We start from the raw sequence: 14,786 nt of genomic DNA on the forward strand, positions 1-14,786 counted from the left end.
AGATCGATATGGCCAAAAGCCTTTCTCCCCGGGAAGAACAACATGCATCGCCGGACGTGCGGCTGCTCGAAGAAGAAAATCGACGTTTGAAGGAGCGGTTAAACAGCTATTCAATCATTTTCGAGCGGTCGCTCGATGCGATCGTCATTTTAAATAAAAACGGCGAATTTGTCGATGTGAACGAAGCGGCGTGCAAGCTGTTTGAAATGGATAAGTTTTCGCTCGTCGGCCGTTCCTTCTCTTCATTTTTGGAACTCGTGCCGCCGGATATTTTACTGTTTCAGCGCTCGATGCTGCAAAAGTTCGGTTCGTTTAGCGATGAATTGCTCATCAAGCTGCCGGACGGCAAGGTCAAGCATGTTGAATTTTCGATGAAAAAAGATGTGTTCGACGAATTTGACCTCGTCATGATGCGCGATGTTTCGGCCCATAAGGCGCTTGAGCGCGAGCGGATCATTCACGAGTTTTTGTTTCGCGACGTCTTTAACCGCGCGGTCGACAGCATCGTCATTTTTGATGAGTTCGGCCGCTTTATTGACGTGAATCCGGCGTTTTCGCTGAGTTTGAATTTGGAAAAAGACAAGTTGCTGAACTTATCGTTCCAGCAGTTTGTCGCCCGCGAGTGCGCCGAGGAGTTCGCCCGTTTGCTGGTGGAGATGAAAGAAAAAGGGACAGCCAAGGGCGAGCTGTCGCTCATTCGCCCCGATGGCACGGTGAAAATGTTCGAGCTGACGGCGACGTCGAACGTGTACAGCGGATTTTACATGGCCATTATGCGCGATGTGACAGAGCGGAAAAATATGGAGGTCAAACTACAAAAAAGCGAAGAACGATTCCGGGCCATTTTTGAGCAGGCGCACGAAGCGATTCTCATTTGGGACGACTTTGGCTACATATTGAACGCCAACCCAGCGGCGAGCCGCACGTTCGAGCTGCCGTTGAACTTGCTTGTGCGCCGCAATTTATTGGATTTTGTCGACTATGGAGAGGAAAAGGTGAAGCGCATTTTTAGCGAATTTCGCCGCAAAGGAGAAATTCGCGATGAATTGACGTTCCATATGCCGAACGGTGAGGATAAACAGCTCGAGTTTACGATGAAAAAAGGGGCGATCGACGGCTATCATTTGACGATTTTTCGCAATGTGAGCGAGCGGCGCAAAATCGAACGCGAGCTGCGCGAAAGCGAGCAAAAGTTCCGCAGCATTTTCGACCATGCGATGGACGGCATTTTGCTCTGGGATCGGGAGCATCGCATCATTGACGCCAATCCGATCGCCTGCGACATCTTTGCGGCTGCCAAAGAACAGCTGCTCGGCCGAACCGTGGGAGATTGCGTTCCAGATCGGGCGCGCCGCCAGCTGAACAAGCTGCTTGCTCAATGCGAGCGAGCCGGTGAGGCGAGTGGAGAAGTGGAGTTTTCCGATGAATGGAAAGGAAGAATGGTCGAATTTTCGTTGAAAAAAGAAGTGATTCCCGGCGTCGGGATGATGATGCTCCGCGACGTGACGGAACGGAAGGAGATGGAGCTGCAGCTTCGCAAATCGGATACGCTCAACGTTGTCGGGGAACTGGCCGCCGGCATCGCCCATGAAATCCGCAACCCGATGACGGCGTTAAAAGGGTTTATCCAGCTGCTGCAAGGAAGCATTGACGGTGACTATTCAATGTATTTTAATGTTATTATGTCGGAGTTGAAGCGGATTGAGTCGATCATCACCGAGTTTCTCGTTCTGGCGAAACCGCAGGCGGTGCAATACAAGCAAAACGACATTTGCAAAATTATGCAAGATACGATCGATTTGATCAGCGCCCAAGCGATGATGCATAACGTGCAAATCATTGCCGATTTCGAGCGCGCGCTGCCGCCGGTGTATTGCGAGCCGAACCAGCTGAAGCAAGTGTTCATTAACATTTTGAAAAACGCCATTGAAGTGATGCCAAAAGGCGGGGACATTACGGTGCGCATCGCCCGCGCCGGTTGCCATGTGCGCATCTCGATCACCGACCAAGGGTGCGGCATCCCGAAAGATAAAATTAAAAAGCTCGGCGAGCCGTTTTATACGACAAAAGAGCGCGGCACCGGGCTCGGTTTGATGGTCAGTTATAAAATTATCGAAGAACACCAAGGGAAAATTGACGTGGAAAGCGAGGTCGGCGTCGGCACGACGTTCCATATTACGCTGCCGATCGAGCGAACGGAAAGAGAGGACGACGATGACGATTGACTATGCGGTATACCGTTCAGCGCTGCTCGGCGATATGTACATCGCTTCTGACGGTGAGGCGATTGTGAAAGTTGAGCTGTTTTCGGAGGAATGGCGCGCGTTTGCAAGCAGGCATCCGGTTGTAGAAAGCCGGTCGCCGCTTTTGGAACGCGCGCTTGCGCAGTTGGATGAATATTTTCAAGGCCGCCGTCAAGCGTTCGATTTGCCGCTGCGGTGGCAAGGCACGGCTTTTCAACAAGACGTGTGGAAGGCGCTCTGCCGCATTCCGTACGGCGAAACGGCGACCTACGCCGATATTGCCGCGCAAATCGGCCGGCCGAAAGCGGTGCGCGCCGTCGGACAGGCGAACCGGGCGAATGAACTGGCGATCATCGTTCCGTGCCATCGCGTGATCGGCAAAAACGGCGCCTTGACCGGCTATGCCGGAAGCCGCACCGATGTGAAGGAGAAGCTGTTGGCGCTCGAGCGGCGCCACAAATAGGCGCAAAGGTGCAAAAAAACGCCGCCCCCCGGGGCTCGAGTCCACAGGGGCGGGATCGGGCGTTATTTTTTTTGCCAATGCGACAACGCGAGGGCGCCGACTAAAATGGCGCCTTTTATAATGTCTTGGGCGTAGTACGGAACGTTGGCCATCGTCAAGCCGTTCAACAACACCCCCATCAAAATCGAGCCGAACAACGTGCCGATGACGTTCGGCTTGCCGGCGCCAAAGACGGAAAAGCCGATGTAGGCGGCGGCGACGCCGTCCATCAAAAACGAGGCGCCGGCGGACACTTGCCCGGTGCCGATGCGTGAAGCGAGGACGATGCCGCCAAGGGCGGCGAAAAAGCCGCTAATGACGTACGCGTACGTCCGGTAACGGTTCACCGGAATCCCCGACAGCCTTGCCGCTTCCCGGTTTTCCCCCGTCAAATAAAAGAGGCGCCCCGGTTTGGTGTATGTCAAAAACAAATGGGCAGCTATAACGACAAACAGCATCAGCAAAACGGAAAACGGCACGCCGAACAGCTCTCCTTGGCCGATAAATAGAAAGGAAGGGATGAATTTGCCCGGCGCCGTGCCGCCGTCTGGCAGCGGCATATCGTTATAAATCGAAAATCCTTTCGTATAGGTGAGCTGTACCCCGTTGATGGCGTACATCGTCGCCAATGTTGCAAGCAAATCCGGCAATTTGAATTTGACGATCAAGAGCGAGTTGAGCAGTCCGACGGCGACGCCGAGCAACAGCGGCACGAGCAAGGTGACGAAAATTTCTTGGCGATACAGAACAAGCGCCGCCGCACTGGCGATCGTCGCAAGGCTGACCGTTGACCCGACCGATAAATCGAAGCCGTCAACGATGAGCGAAAACGTGATGCCGATCGCCACGAGCGTCACGATCGAAATCGAACGCAAAATGTCGCTGAAGTTTTCATACGTGAAAAACCGGTCTTGCGTGATGCCAAAATAGGCGATCACGGCCAGAATGGCGAGCAATGTCCCATGTTTATACAAAAACTCAAGAATAGACGGCGCCGTTTTTTTCGACGGCGTCGCGGAAACGGCCGGCTGATTCATCGATTTCACCTCCGCTGCAATAATAAACAAGCTGCTCGTACGTAAGGTCGGCGGCCGGCAGGCGAGCGAGCAGCCGACCGTCGACCATCACGTAGATGGTGTCGCAAATGTCAAGAAGCTCTTGAAATTCACTGGAAAAGTACAGCACCGTTTTTCCTTCATCGGCAAGGGAGCGGATGATGGCAAACACGTCCTGCTTCGCGTGAACATCGATCCCTTTCGTCGGCTCGTCGAACAAAAAGACGCGTGCATTTGTGTTGAGCCATTTGCCGATCACGACTTTTTGCTGGTTGCCGCCGCTCAAATGGCGGACAGCCGTGGCGCTTGACGGCGGATGGATGGCGAGCGAGCGCACGAGAGCATTGGCGGCTTCCGCTTCTTGTGCCCGCTTGATCCATTGCCAGCGCGTCAGGTGGGAAAGAAGGCGCACGGTGATGTTTGCTCGCACCGATTCGGGCAAAAACAGCCCTTGTTTGCGCCGCTCTTCGGGAATGAGGCAAAGTCCGGCTTCGATGGCTTCGTAAGGTGACGGAAATACATAGCGCTGCCCCTCGATTTCCCATTCGCCCGCCGTTTTTCGATGGGCGATCAAGCTTTCAGCAAGCTCCGTCTTGCCGGCGCCGACCAAGCCGGCGATGCCGACAATTTCCCCGCGATGGGCGTATAGGTCGACGGTCGTGCCGGTTTTGTCAATCGTGATTCCGCGGGCGACAAAGGCGATGTCGCCCCCGTACGTGCGCGCCTGGTTGGCAGAGGTTCTTCGCTTCGTCCCGGTCATATGCAGGACGATGTCTTCAAGCGACAGGCTGTCGGTCGCGCCTTGATAGACGACGCGGCCGTCGCGCAAAATCGTCAGCCGGTCAGCGATTTCTTGCACTTCTTTCAGCTTATGAGAAATATAAATAAAGCCGACGCCTTGCTGTTTCAGCTCATGAATGATGGCAAACAGCCGCTTCGTTTCCGCCTCGCTCAGCGCCGCGGTCGGTTCGTCCAAAATGATGTAGCGCGCGTCGGATGACAGCACTTTCGCGAGCACGATCAGCTGCTTTTCGTGGAGCGAACAGTCGCGCACGAGCTTCGTCGGCGGGATGGAAAGGCCGACGCGGCGAAGGAGAGCAGCCGCCCGCTCTTTTTCTTGGCGCAGCGAACGGATCGGCCGCTGCGTGGCGCGAGCGAGTTCATCGGCGGCGATGTTTTCGTACACTGGCAAACCAGGAAACAGCGCTGTGTCGACTTCTTGCACGACAAAGCCGATGCCGGCTCGTTTCGCGTCAAACGGCGAGGAAAACGCGCATGGGGCGCCGTCGATTGCGATCGTGCCGGCATCTGGCGAAATGGCGCCGGCCAACATGTTCATCAGCGTGCTTTTGCCGGCGCCGTTCATGCCTAAAAGGGCGTGGACTTCGCCCGGACGAACGTCGAAGTCCACGCCGTCAAGCACGCGCACGGCGCCAAACGATTTTTCCATGCCCCGCATTGACAATCCGTTCATTTTTTGTTCACCTGAGCTTCCAGCGTTTTCATCCACGGCGAGATGGCGACGTTCGATTGCCCCCAGCCCGGGATGTATTGCGAGAGGTCGCTCATTGATACTTGTTTGTCCGGCAGGTCGGACCGTTTCACTAAATGCGGCTCGAGCGAGTAAATGTTCGGCGTTTTTTCACCAGCAATTTTTTGGTAGGCGAAGCGAACTTGCACGCGGCCGACTTCCGCCGGATCCGTCGCCGTCGTCGCCACCCACGGGCTGTTCGGTTTTTGGATCATTTGCAAGTCTTCATCGCTCAAATCGATGCCGTACACTTTAATTTCCGTGCGTCCAGCTTGCTCGATCGCGCGCGTCGCCCCTTTGGCGAACTCGTCCCATGTGGCGAAGACGGCGTCAATGTCGCCTTTGTTCGGGTATTTTTTCAAAATCGCTTCCATTTGCGTTTGCGTGTCCAGCGCGGTGTTGGCGCTCGCTGTGCCGAATTTGGCGATTTCCTTAATGTTCGGGTAGCGTTTTTTAAACGCCTCATAAATGACGTGGCGCCGTTCCATTGGGGTAAAGCCGCCGACCCAAATCGTGACGATTTCACCTTCGCCGTTTAAATCTTCGGCGAGCGTTTTTAACGTTTTCCAAGCGAGGCTATAGTCGTCTTGGTCGATAACGGTGACGCCGGGAATGTTCAAATCATTGTCAAAGGCCACAACCGGAATGCCTTTGGCGACGGCTTTTTTCACCGGCCCTTCGAGCGCATCGGCGCGGCCGTGGTCAAGCAAAATCGCGTCGACGTTTTGCGTAATGGCCGTTTCAACATACGATGCCATCTTTGTCAAATCGTTGTCGGCGTTATACACTTGCACTTCGCCGCCGAATTTTTGCACTTGTTCTTTCACGCCGGCGATGTATTGCGAGGAGAATGTGCCGATCGACAGTTGCATAATGGCGGCGATTTTCACCGGTTTTTTCAGTTTTTCCGGAATGGCCGCCTGCTCGCTGCTCGCGGCGGTTGAGCTGTTGGACGATGCGTCGTCGTTGTTGTTCGTTTGTTTCGTTTCATTGGCCGGCTTGGCGCTCATGGCGTCTTGCTCGTTCGTGCAGCCGGCTAAAATGGAGAACACAGCAAAGAAAAGAAGAAAAAGGAACGATAAGGCCTTAAATTGTTTCATGGTGCTCCTCCTTTGCGAATAACGATGACAGCGCCGTTTCGTAACGGCCGCGGACGATGCCTTTTTCGGTAATGATGGCGGTAATGAGTTCGTTTGGCGTCACGTCAAACGCCGGGTTGTACACGTTGACGCCTTCCGGGGCGATGCGCACGCCGGCGAGATGGGTCACTTCGTCCGGATGGCGCTCTTCAATCGGGATATCCGCCCCTGTTTTTGTCTTGATGTCGATCGTTGACAGCGGGGCAGCAACGTAAAACGGAATGCCGAACGATTTGGCGAGCAAAGCGAGGCCGAACGTGCCGATTTTGTTCGCTGTATCGCCGTTTCGCGCGATCCGGTCGGCGCCGACGATGATGGCGTTAATGTGTTTCGCCTTGATCGTTTGCGCCGCCATGTTGTCGGTAATAAGCGTCACATCGACGCCCGCCTGCATGAGCTCCCAGGTGGTCAGGCGCGCCCCTTGCAACACCGGCCGCGTTTCTAGGGCGTAGACGGACAACTCGATTCCTTTTTCTTTCGCCAAATAAAACGGGGCGAGCGCCGTCCCGTAGCGGGCGGTGGCGATCGAACCGGCGTTGCAAATCGTCATCACCCGGTCGCCCGGACGGAAAAGGGACAAGGCGTATTCGCCGATGTGGCGGCACACATCCTCATCTTCGATTTGGATGCGGATCGCTTCGTGAATGAGCGTTGTTTTCGCTTCGTTGACGGAAGCGGCGCTGTTCGCGGCGGCGACGAGCCGGTCGAGCGCCCAAAACAAGTTGACGGCCGTCGGGCGGGCGCTCGCTAAGTAGTCGCGGTCTTGTTGCAAGCGGCGCTGAAATTCGTCCACCGCTTCGGTTTCATAGCGCGAGGCGGCGAGCGCCAAGCCGTAGGCAGCCGTGATGCCGATCGCCGGCGCCCCGCGCACTTTCAACGTCGCGATCGCTTCATGGACGTCTTCGAGCGTATGCAAGTCGATGTATTCGGTGACCGATGGCAGTTTTTGTTGGTTTAAAATCGTCACATGCGTCTCATGCCATTCGACAGAGCGCGGGATGACAAATGAGTTCATCGTCGTCTTCCTTTCTCGGTTGGTCGATTGGCCCAAGCTGGCGTTGGACGGCCGGCCCGGACAGAGGGTGTCATCGTTCCGTTTCGATAAACAGGCGGCGGAAGCCGTCCGTTCCCGCCAGTTCGGCGCGCTCAACGATCAGGCGGCGGCCGAGACGGAGCGCGTGCCGTTTCGCAGCGAGCCGTTCGTCTTTTTGTTCAATGCCGTCGAGATCCGCCACATGGGCGAGGCCGATCGTCCGGCGGATGACTTCGCAGCCGGCAAAACCGACGGCGTCAACGAACGCCTGCCGCAGCACCTCATCAAGCAGTCCGGGCGTCGCGGCGTACGTTTCGACGCTTTCCGTCTGCCACAGCTCAGCGAAAATGGACGTAAACACCTTCCATGTTGAGTCGATGTGAACAAAGAGCGGTTGACGCTCCGCTTCAGGGCGGGACAACGCATTTAACAGCAAGTTGGCGAAAAATTGGCCAAGGTCAAACCCGATCGGGCCGTAAAAGGCGAATTCCGGGTCGATCACTTTCGTTTCGTCGTCGCTGGCGAAAATGCTGCCGGTATGCAAATCGCCATGCAAGAGCACATCCGCTTCAGTTAAAAACTTACGCTTCAGCTTCGCCGCTTCGAGGCGGAGGCGGTCATCTTGCCAAAGCGTTTCAACGTCTGGGCGCAATTCATCTTCAAAGTTGTTCGTGTCATGGTCGAAAAACGGATCAGTGAAGACAAGGTCTTCCGTAATTTTGCATAGCTCTGGATTGACAAAGCTTTGCGCCAACTTCTTTTTCTCTTGTTGATTCATGCCGAAATCAGACGTGTAAAACGCCGTTTTGGCGATGAATTCGCCGATATGCCGCGACAACAGTGGGTACGTTTTCCCTTCGATCAGCCCTTTGCGTGCGATTTGCAGGCGGGACAAATCTTCCATCACCGTGATGGCGAGCGATTCGTCAGAATAGTAGACTTTCGGAACGTATTGCGGCACATAGCTGGCAAACGTGCGCAGCGCGTTGCTTTCAATGACGGCGCGCTTTAACGTAAGCGGCCAGCTTTCCCCGACAACTTTCGCGTACGGCAGCGCTTGTTTGATGATGACGCCTTGCTTCGTTTCTTGGTCGACGATATGAAAAACAAGGTTCAAGTTTCCGTCGCCGATCTCACGGCACAGAAGCGGCGCCCCGTCGCGGAACAAGCCGAGGCGGACGGCGAGGGCGGTCGCTTTTTGTTCGGTGAGCGGTTCGTAAACAGCTGATTGGACAATCGTCATTTTCACGTTCCCCCTTTACGTTTTGGCAAATGAAAAAGCCTCTTTCGCATACGGAAAGAGGCTTGAAGATGCATCGTCTTCGCGCCTCTTATCTTTCAGAAAGACAGCGGTCTTTCTGTTGGACTTAGCACCGTGCCCTGCGGAAGCGGGTCGCTTCCGGCGCCGCCCTTGGCGTGCGCCCTATCTCACGATAGCATTACGGTCGGTTGCTGGGCTTCATTGGGCCAATTCCCTCAGCCAACTCTTGATAAGAGTACCGGTCTAGCTATTGAGTTTTTGCAATTTTCACGATGTTAACAATCGTTTGGTTGCTTGATTCGAATGATACAGGTTGGGCAGGCGGATTGTCAATACGTTTTGAAAAATTTTTTTGCCGCCTCGTCGTAATCGTGCGGCCGGCGGTCGGCAAACACCGGGATGCGCGCACGCACCTCTTTAACGAGCGCCGGGTCGATGTCCGCTAGAAGAACGCCCGGCTTTTCATCGGCCTCGGCGATGATTTCGCCCCACGGGTCGATAATGAGTGAATGGCCGGCAAAGACGTTGTTCGGGTCGCTTCCGGCCCGATTGCAGGCGATGACGTAGCATTGATTTTCAATCGCTCGCGCCATCAGCAACGTCCGCCAATGGTGAAGGCGAGGAAGCGGCCATTCGGCGACGACAAACAGCACTTCCGCCCCGGCTAAAGCATGGACGCGAATCCACTCCGGAAAGCGGATGTCATAGCAAATGACTCCGGCGCACGACAGCCCGCTAAGTGAAAATAACCCTGGTTCGTTTCCCGGCTGCAAATACAAATGCTCATCCATCAATTGGAACAGATGAAGTTTGCTATATTCACTGACGATTTGGCCGCTCCGGTCGGCGACAATCATCGTGTTCGTCACACCGGCAGCGGTTTTTTTGGCGACTGAGCCGGCGACGAAATGGACGCCGTATGTTTGCGCTAGGCGGGAGGCGAACGCTTTCGCCCGCACGGCATCGTCATCGGCAATTTCGTCTAGGCGCGCCAAGTCATAGCCGGTCGTCCATAGTTCCGGAAGCACGACGATATCGGCTCCTTCGTTGGCGGCGGATTGCACGGCTGTTTCGGCTCGCTGTTCGTTCGTTTGCGGATCGCCAAACGCGATATCGAGCTGGAGGCAAGCGATGCGGATGGTCATTGTTTTTCACCCCAATGAAAAAATTTGCTTTACATTTTGCTTTTTACGATATATGATGTTGCACTAGAATTTCAAGAATTTTTGAGAAGGTGTGGGCGATGACGATCGAATTTCCTTTTTCCGAACTGCTTGAACAGCTGCCGAAGCAGTTTTTTGCTTCGCTTGTCGCCAAAGTGGGAGAGAAAATCAAAGCCGGGCATGATGTCATTAATTTAGGGCAAGGCAATCCGGACCAGCCGACGCCGAAGCATATCGTTGAGGCGATGCAGCGGGCGGCGGCCAATCCGAAGTACCATAAATATTCGCCGTTTCAAGGCTACTCGTTTTTGAAAGAAGCCGTTGCCGCCTTTTATGCGCGCGAGTATGGAGTTAAGGTCGACCCGACCCGCGAAGTCGCCATTTTGTTTGGCGGCAAGGCCGGGCTTGTCGAGCTGCCGCTTTGCCTCGTCAACCCGGGCGATGTGGTGCTCGTCCCGGACCCGGGCTATCCGGATTACTGGTCGGGAATCGCGCTCGCCCGCGCGCGGATGGAAATGATGCCGCTTGTCGCCGAGCAGCAATTTTTGCCCGATTACAGCGCCATTCCGGCGGCGGTCGCCGATCAGGCGAAACTGATGTTTTTAAACTATCCGAACAACCCGACCGGTGCGACGGCGACGAACGAGTTTTTCGCCGAGACGGTGGCGTTCGCCGCCAAGCACGGCATTGCCGTCGTGCACGATTTTGCTTACGGGGCGATCGGTTTTGACGGCAAAAAGCCGGTCAGCTTCCTCGAAGTTGACGGGGCGAAAGACGTCGGCGTCGAGATTTACACGTTTTCGAAAACGTACAATATGGCCGGCTGGCGCGTCGCGTTTGCCGTCGGCAACGAGCGGATCATTCGGGCGCTTGAGCTGCTGCAAGATCATTTGTACGTCAGCCTGTTCGGCGCCGTCCAAGAAGCGGCGGCCGCAGCACTTCTCGGCCCGCAAGATTGCGTCAACGAGCTTGTCGCGCTGTATGAAGCGCGCCGCAATACGTTCATTTCTGCCTTGCGCGAGATCGGCTGGGAAGCACCGGCGCCGTCCGGGTCGTTTTTCGCCTGGCTCCCCGTACCGAAAGGGTGGTCGTCCGCCGAGTTTGCCGATGTGCTCCTTGAGCGGGCGCATGTCGCCGTCGCTCCGGGCATCGGTTTTGGCGAGCACGGCGAAGGGTATGTGCGCGTCGGCCTATTGACCGATGAGGCGCGGCTCTGTGAAGCGGCGGAGCGGATCGGACGGCTCGGACTGTTTTGAAAAAAATGATTGACAACGGCGGCAAAGGCTGTCATAATTCAAAGTAAATTTGCCATACTCGCCAAAATCGTTTGACAAGTGTATAGTTACGCAAGCATTCTTATCAAGAGCAGGCGGAGGGACGAGCCCAATGAAGCCCGGCAACCGGCTTGGTACATTCAAGCACGGTGCTAATTCTTGCAGCGGAAACGCTGAGAGATAAGAAGAGCGCCATAAACGAATGACGCCTCTTCTTATGAAGGGGCTTTTTTCTTTGGAAAGAGGGATGAATGATGAGTGCAGTGATGGCAACGTATTTGCTTCATGACGAGAAAGACATCCGCAAAAAGGCGGAAGGGATCGCGCTCGGCTTGACGGTCGGCACATGGACCGACTTGCCGGCGTTGGAGCAGGAGCAGCTTCGCAAACATAAAGGGGAAGTGGTCGCCGTTGAGGAGCTTGGCGAAAGCGAGCGGGTAAACGCGTATTTCGGCAAGCGGCTGAAGCGGGCGATCGTCAAAATCGCCTATCCGACGGTCAACTTCAGCGCTGATTTGCCGGCGCTTTTGGTGACGACGTTCGGAAAGTTGTCGCTTGATGGGGAAGTGCGGCTGCTTGACCTTGAGTTTCCGGATGAGTGGAAGCGGCAATTTCCGGGGCCGCGCTTTGGCATCAGCGGCATTCGCGAAAAAGTCGGGGTATATAACCGCCCGCTGTTGATGAGCATTTTTAAAGGCATCATCGGCCGCGATTTGGCGTATTTGACGTCCGAATTGAAAAAACAGGCGCTTGGCGGCGTCGACCTAGTCAAAGATGACGAAATTTTGTTTGATAGCGAGCTTCTTCCGTTTGAGAAGCGGATTACGGAAGGAAAGGCCGCGCTTCGGGAAGTGTACGAACAAACGGGCAAACGGACGCTGTACGCCGTCAACTTGACCGGCAAAACGTTTGAACTGAAAGAAAAAGCGAAACGGGCCGCCGAGCTTGGCGCCGATGTGCTGTTGTTTAACGTGTTCGCCTACGGGCTTGATGTGTTGCAAGGGCTGCGCGAGGATGAAAACATCACCGTGCCGATTATGGCGCATCCGGCGTTTAGCGGCGCGATCACGCCGTCTGAGTTTTACGGGGTCGCCCCGTCGCTGTTGCTCGGCAAGCTGTTGCGGCTCGCCGGGGCTGATTTCGTCCTGTTCCCGTCGCCGTACGGCAGCGTCGCTCTCGAGCGCGAGCAGGCGCTTGGCATCGCCCGGGCGCTCACCGATGACCAAGAGCCGTTTGCGCGCGCCTTTCCGGTGCCGTCGGCCGGCATTCATCCGGGTCTCGTGCCCCTTCTTTTCCGCGATTTCGGCCTTGACAGCATCGTCAACGCCGGCGGCGGCATTCACGGCCATCCGGACGGGGCGATCGGCGGCGGCCAGGCGTTTCGCGCGGCGATCGATGCGGTGTTGGCCGGTCGGCCGCTCCGCGAAGCGGCTGTTGAAAACGAGGCCCTGCGAAAAGCGATCGACCGCTGGGGCGCTGTTGAGGTGGAAGCATGACAAGACAGCTTGTTCTCTTTTGTGATTTTGACGGCACGATTACGGAAAACGACAACATTATCGCCATTATGAAACAGTTCGCCCCGCCGGAGTGGGAGGCGCTCAAAGACGACATTCTCGCTGAGCGCATCTCCGTTCAGGAAGGGGTCGGGAAGATGTTTTCCCTCCTTCCGTCTTCGCTAAAGGGCGAAATCGTCGATTTTCTGCGGGGCACCGCCCGTTTGCGGGAAGGGTTTCGCGAATTCGCCGCTTGGACGAAAGAGCAGGGCATTCCGCTCTATGTGGTGAGCGGCGGGATCGACTTTTTTGTCTATCCGCTGCTTGACGGGATCATCGAACGAGAGCGCATTTTTTGCAACGGCTCCGATTTCAGCGGCGCGACGATCCGCATCACATGGCCTTACGCGTGCGACAGCGAGTGCCAAAACGGCTGCGGCTGCTGCAAGCCGTCGCTCCTTCGCAAGCTTTCCCGCCCGGACGGGTATCATGTCGTCATCGGCGATTCGATTACGGACCTAGCGGTGGCGAAGCAAGCGGATTACGTGTTGGCGCGCGATTTTTTGCTCCAAAAATGCCAGGAGTTTGGCTTACCCCATGCGCCGTTTGCGACGTTTTTTGATGTGATGGATCATTTGCAGCAGGTGGAGGTGATCGTATGAGCCTCGTCGTGCAAAAATGGAACGAGCTCGCCGGGGTGAAGGCCGAGCTTGCCGCCCGCGACTGGTTTTTCGCGACAAGCGGCAATTTGTCGATCAAAGTGACAAACGATCCGCTCACCTTTCTTGTCACGGCCAGCGGCAAAGACAAACGGAAGCAGACAGACGAAGATTTTCTGCTCGTTGATGGCGATGGAAACCCGGCGGAAGACACGCATTTGAAGCCGTCGGCGGAGACGCTGCTGCATGTCGAGATTTATCGGCGGACGAAGGCCGGTTGCGTCTTGCACGTCCATACGGTTGACAACAACCTCATTTCCGACGTGTACGCCCAAAACGGGGAGGCGGTTTTTTCCGGCCAAGAAATCATCAAAGCGTTCGGCATTTGGGAGGAAAACGCCGCGGTGCGCATTCCGATCATTGACAATGACGCCGACATCCCGACGTTGGCCGCTAAATTTGCGAAACATGTCGACGGCGATACGGGCGCGGTATTGATCCATAACCACGGCATCACCGTCTGGGGCCGCGACGCCTTTGAAGCGAAAAAACATTTGGAAGCATGGGAGTTTTTGTTCCGCTGGCAAGTAAAGCGGCTGCTTTTGCAACGGGCTGGCTTGCCAGTTGGTTGATCTATATTCATTTCCAAGGAGGATGAAAACGATGGCAGTCATTAAAGTGAAAAAAACTGGTCAAGTGATTGAGGGAGAGGACAACGTCCGCGCGTTTTTAAACAGCCAAGGTGTCTTGTACGAGCATTGGGATATTACAAAGCTGCCGGAACATTTGCGCGACAAGTATGTGTTAAGCGATGAAGAGAAAGCGGAAATTTTAGCGGCATTTAAAGACGAGATCGAAGACTTGGCGGCGCGCCGCGGCTACAAAACATGGGACATTGTCGCTTTGTCCGACGCGACGCCGAACTTGGATGAGCTGCTGAAAAAGTTTGAACAAGTCCACATTCATACAGAAGATGAAGTGCGCGCCATTACGGCCGGCCACGGCATTTTCATCATCAAAGGCGACAAAGAAACGGGCTATTTCGATGTGGAACTCGAAGCCGGCGATGTCATTTCCGTGCCGGAAGGGAATCCGCACTACTTCACATTGATGGATGACCGCCGGGTGGTGGCTGTCCGCCTGTTCATCGATCCGTCCGGTTGGGTCGCTCATCCGTATGAGGAAACAGAAGAAGGAACCCGCTGAAGCGGCTGTCGCGATACGGCGGAAAACGGCTGATTACTCCGAATCGTCTGCTTTCCCCGCCTTTTTCGCCTAGGCGCGCCGCTGCGCTGACGATCCGGTCGCACAAGGGGCTGACGTCGTCTGCCTTCAAGATCGGCGCAACAGACCGTGCGACAGAAGCAGCCCAACCTGTATACGGCAGAAAAGGGGGCTGTCCCAAAGGGCGCTTTCCCCTCAAGAAAGCTCCC

The 14,786-nt window shown here is 55.5% G+C and carries 13 protein-coding genes and 2 riboswitches; of the genes, 7 read left to right on the top strand and 6 right to left on the bottom strand.

The genetic code is table 11. From position 1 onward, the window contains the following. Nucleotides 1-8 precede the first annotated feature (8 nt). Complete coding sequence (locus GC56T2_RS04630; protein ID WP_144973395.1) at nt 9-2,225, top strand: PAS domain-containing sensor histidine kinase; 2,217 nt, start codon at nt 9-11, stop codon at nt 2,223-2,225. Beyond that, nucleotides 2,215-2,706, top strand: a complete 492-nt coding sequence (locus tag GC56T2_RS04635) for a methylated-DNA--[protein]-cysteine S-methyltransferase (RefSeq protein ID WP_033017632.1) — start codon at nt 2,215-2,217, stop codon at nt 2,704-2,706. The genes GC56T2_RS04630 and GC56T2_RS04635 overlap by 11 nt, the downstream gene beginning before the upstream one ends. A 62-nt stretch (nt 2,707-2,768) precedes the next feature. Here GC56T2_RS04635 and GC56T2_RS04640 read toward each other — a convergent pair whose 3' ends face one another. The 6 genes from GC56T2_RS04640 to GC56T2_RS04665 form a co-directional block, all read right to left on the bottom strand. Beyond that, nucleotides 2,769-3,782, bottom strand: coding sequence for an ABC transporter permease (locus tag GC56T2_RS04640; RefSeq protein ID WP_033017633.1), 1,014 nt, complete (start codon nt 3,780-3,782; stop codon nt 2,769-2,771). Then, on the bottom strand, nt 3,724-5,274 hold the full coding sequence (locus GC56T2_RS04645; RefSeq protein ID WP_144973397.1) for a sugar ABC transporter ATP-binding protein: 1,551 nt from the start codon (nt 5,272-5,274) through the stop codon (nt 3,724-3,726). The genes GC56T2_RS04640 and GC56T2_RS04645 overlap by 59 nt, the downstream gene beginning before the upstream one ends. Beyond that, nucleotides 5,271-6,431 carry a sugar ABC transporter substrate-binding protein gene (locus GC56T2_RS04650; RefSeq protein WP_144973399.1) on the bottom strand — a complete coding sequence of 387 codons (1,161 nt, stop codon included), beginning with the start codon at nt 6,429-6,431 and terminating at the stop codon, nt 5,271-5,273. The genes GC56T2_RS04645 and GC56T2_RS04650 overlap by 4 nt, the downstream gene beginning before the upstream one ends. Continuing rightward, a complete protein-coding gene (gene mtnA, locus GC56T2_RS04655; RefSeq protein ID WP_144973401.1) occupies nt 6,418-7,485 on the bottom strand; it encodes an S-methyl-5-thioribose-1-phosphate isomerase in 1,068 nt (355 codons plus the stop codon). The genes GC56T2_RS04650 and mtnA overlap by 14 nt, the downstream gene beginning before the upstream one ends. A 70-nt stretch (nt 7,486-7,555) precedes the next feature. Continuing rightward, nucleotides 7,556-8,746 (bottom strand): S-methyl-5-thioribose kinase, encoded by a 1,191-nt coding sequence (gene mtnK, locus GC56T2_RS04660; protein WP_144973403.1) that lies wholly within the window; start codon nt 8,744-8,746, stop codon nt 7,556-7,558. A gap of 85 nt (nt 8,747-8,831) precedes the next feature. After that, nucleotides 8,832-9,000, bottom strand: a riboswitch (SAM riboswitch). A gap of 93 nt (nt 9,001-9,093) precedes the next feature. Further along, nucleotides 9,094-9,909: a carbon-nitrogen family hydrolase gene (locus GC56T2_RS04665; RefSeq protein ID WP_144973404.1), complete on the bottom strand. Its 816-nt coding sequence runs from the start codon at nt 9,907-9,909 to the stop codon at nt 9,094-9,096. A gap of 98 nt (nt 9,910-10,007) precedes the next feature. On the opposite strand from GC56T2_RS04665, the gene GC56T2_RS04670 reads away from it, so the two are divergent. The 5 genes from GC56T2_RS04670 (at nt 10,008) to GC56T2_RS04690 (ending at nt 14,559) form a co-directional block, all read left to right on the top strand. Continuing rightward, a complete protein-coding gene (locus GC56T2_RS04670; protein WP_144973406.1) occupies nt 10,008-11,183 on the top strand; it encodes a pyridoxal phosphate-dependent aminotransferase in 1,176 nt (391 codons plus the stop codon). 97 nt (nt 11,184-11,280) lie between these two features. Then, a riboswitch (SAM riboswitch) is annotated at nt 11,281-11,388 on the top strand. Between the two features lie 67 nt (nt 11,389-11,455). After that, a complete protein-coding gene (gene mtnW, locus GC56T2_RS04675; RefSeq protein WP_144973408.1) occupies nt 11,456-12,697 on the top strand; it encodes a 2,3-diketo-5-methylthiopentyl-1-phosphate enolase in 1,242 nt (413 codons plus the stop codon). After that, nucleotides 12,694-13,356: a 2-hydroxy-3-keto-5-methylthiopentenyl-1-phosphate phosphatase gene (gene mtnX / locus GC56T2_RS04680; protein ID WP_144973410.1), complete on the top strand. Its 663-nt coding sequence runs from the start codon at nt 12,694-12,696 to the stop codon at nt 13,354-13,356. The genes mtnW and mtnX overlap by 4 nt, the downstream gene beginning before the upstream one ends. Further along, the gene (locus tag GC56T2_RS04685) at nt 13,353-13,985 is read left to right on the top strand and encodes a methylthioribulose 1-phosphate dehydratase (protein WP_144973412.1); all 633 of its coding nucleotides are present in this window, start codon (nt 13,353-13,355) and stop codon (nt 13,983-13,985) included. Before mtnX ends, GC56T2_RS04685 begins: the two co-directional genes overlap by 4 nt. A gap of 31 nt (nt 13,986-14,016) precedes the next feature. After that, complete coding sequence (locus GC56T2_RS04690; protein ID WP_144973413.1) at nt 14,017-14,559, top strand: 1,2-dihydroxy-3-keto-5-methylthiopentene dioxygenase; 543 nt, start codon at nt 14,017-14,019, stop codon at nt 14,557-14,559. Nucleotides 14,560-14,786: the final 227 nt, after the last annotated feature.

Origin of the sequence: Geobacillus sp. C56-T2, from assembly GCF_007829715.1 — a bacterium.
In the GTDB taxonomy this organism is placed as follows: domain Bacteria; phylum Bacillota; class Bacilli; order Bacillales; family Anoxybacillaceae; genus Geobacillus; species Geobacillus icigianus.

What these genes read in the sequence shown, in the direction of transcription:
- mtnK (WP_144973403.1), bottom strand. Translation starts at nt 8,746, where the DNA reads ATGACGATTGTCCAATCAGCTGTTTACGAACCGCTCACCGAACAAAAA.
- GC56T2_RS04665 (WP_144973404.1), bottom strand. Translation starts at nt 9,909, where the DNA reads ATGACCATCCGCATCGCTTGCCTCCAGCTCGATATCGCGTTTGGCGAT.
- GC56T2_RS04635 (WP_033017632.1), top strand. Translation starts at nt 2,215, where the DNA reads ATGACGATTGACTATGCGGTATACCGTTCAGCGCTGCTCGGCGATATG.
- GC56T2_RS04690 (WP_144973413.1), top strand. Translation starts at nt 14,017, where the DNA reads ATGGCAGTCATTAAAGTGAAAAAAACTGGTCAAGTGATTGAGGGAGAG.
- GC56T2_RS04630 (WP_144973395.1), top strand. Translation starts at nt 9, where the DNA reads ATGGCCAAAAGCCTTTCTCCCCGGGAAGAACAACATGCATCGCCGGAC.
- GC56T2_RS04645 (WP_144973397.1), bottom strand. Translation starts at nt 5,274, where the DNA reads ATGAACGGATTGTCAATGCGGGGCATGGAAAAATCGTTTGGCGCCGTG.
- GC56T2_RS04650 (WP_144973399.1), bottom strand. Translation starts at nt 6,431, where the DNA reads ATGAAACAATTTAAGGCCTTATCGTTCCTTTTTCTTCTTTTCTTTGCT.
- GC56T2_RS04640 (WP_033017633.1), bottom strand. Translation starts at nt 3,782, where the DNA reads ATGAATCAGCCGGCCGTTTCCGCGACGCCGTCGAAAAAAACGGCGCCG.
- GC56T2_RS04670 (WP_144973406.1), top strand. Translation starts at nt 10,008, where the DNA reads ATGACGATCGAATTTCCTTTTTCCGAACTGCTTGAACAGCTGCCGAAG.
- GC56T2_RS04685 (WP_144973412.1), top strand. Translation starts at nt 13,353, where the DNA reads ATGAGCCTCGTCGTGCAAAAATGGAACGAGCTCGCCGGGGTGAAGGCC.
- mtnA (WP_144973401.1), bottom strand. Translation starts at nt 7,485, where the DNA reads ATGAACTCATTTGTCATCCCGCGCTCTGTCGAATGGCATGAGACGCAT.
- mtnW (WP_144973408.1), top strand. Translation starts at nt 11,456, where the DNA reads ATGAGTGCAGTGATGGCAACGTATTTGCTTCATGACGAGAAAGACATC.
- mtnX (WP_144973410.1), top strand. Translation starts at nt 12,694, where the DNA reads ATGACAAGACAGCTTGTTCTCTTTTGTGATTTTGACGGCACGATTACG.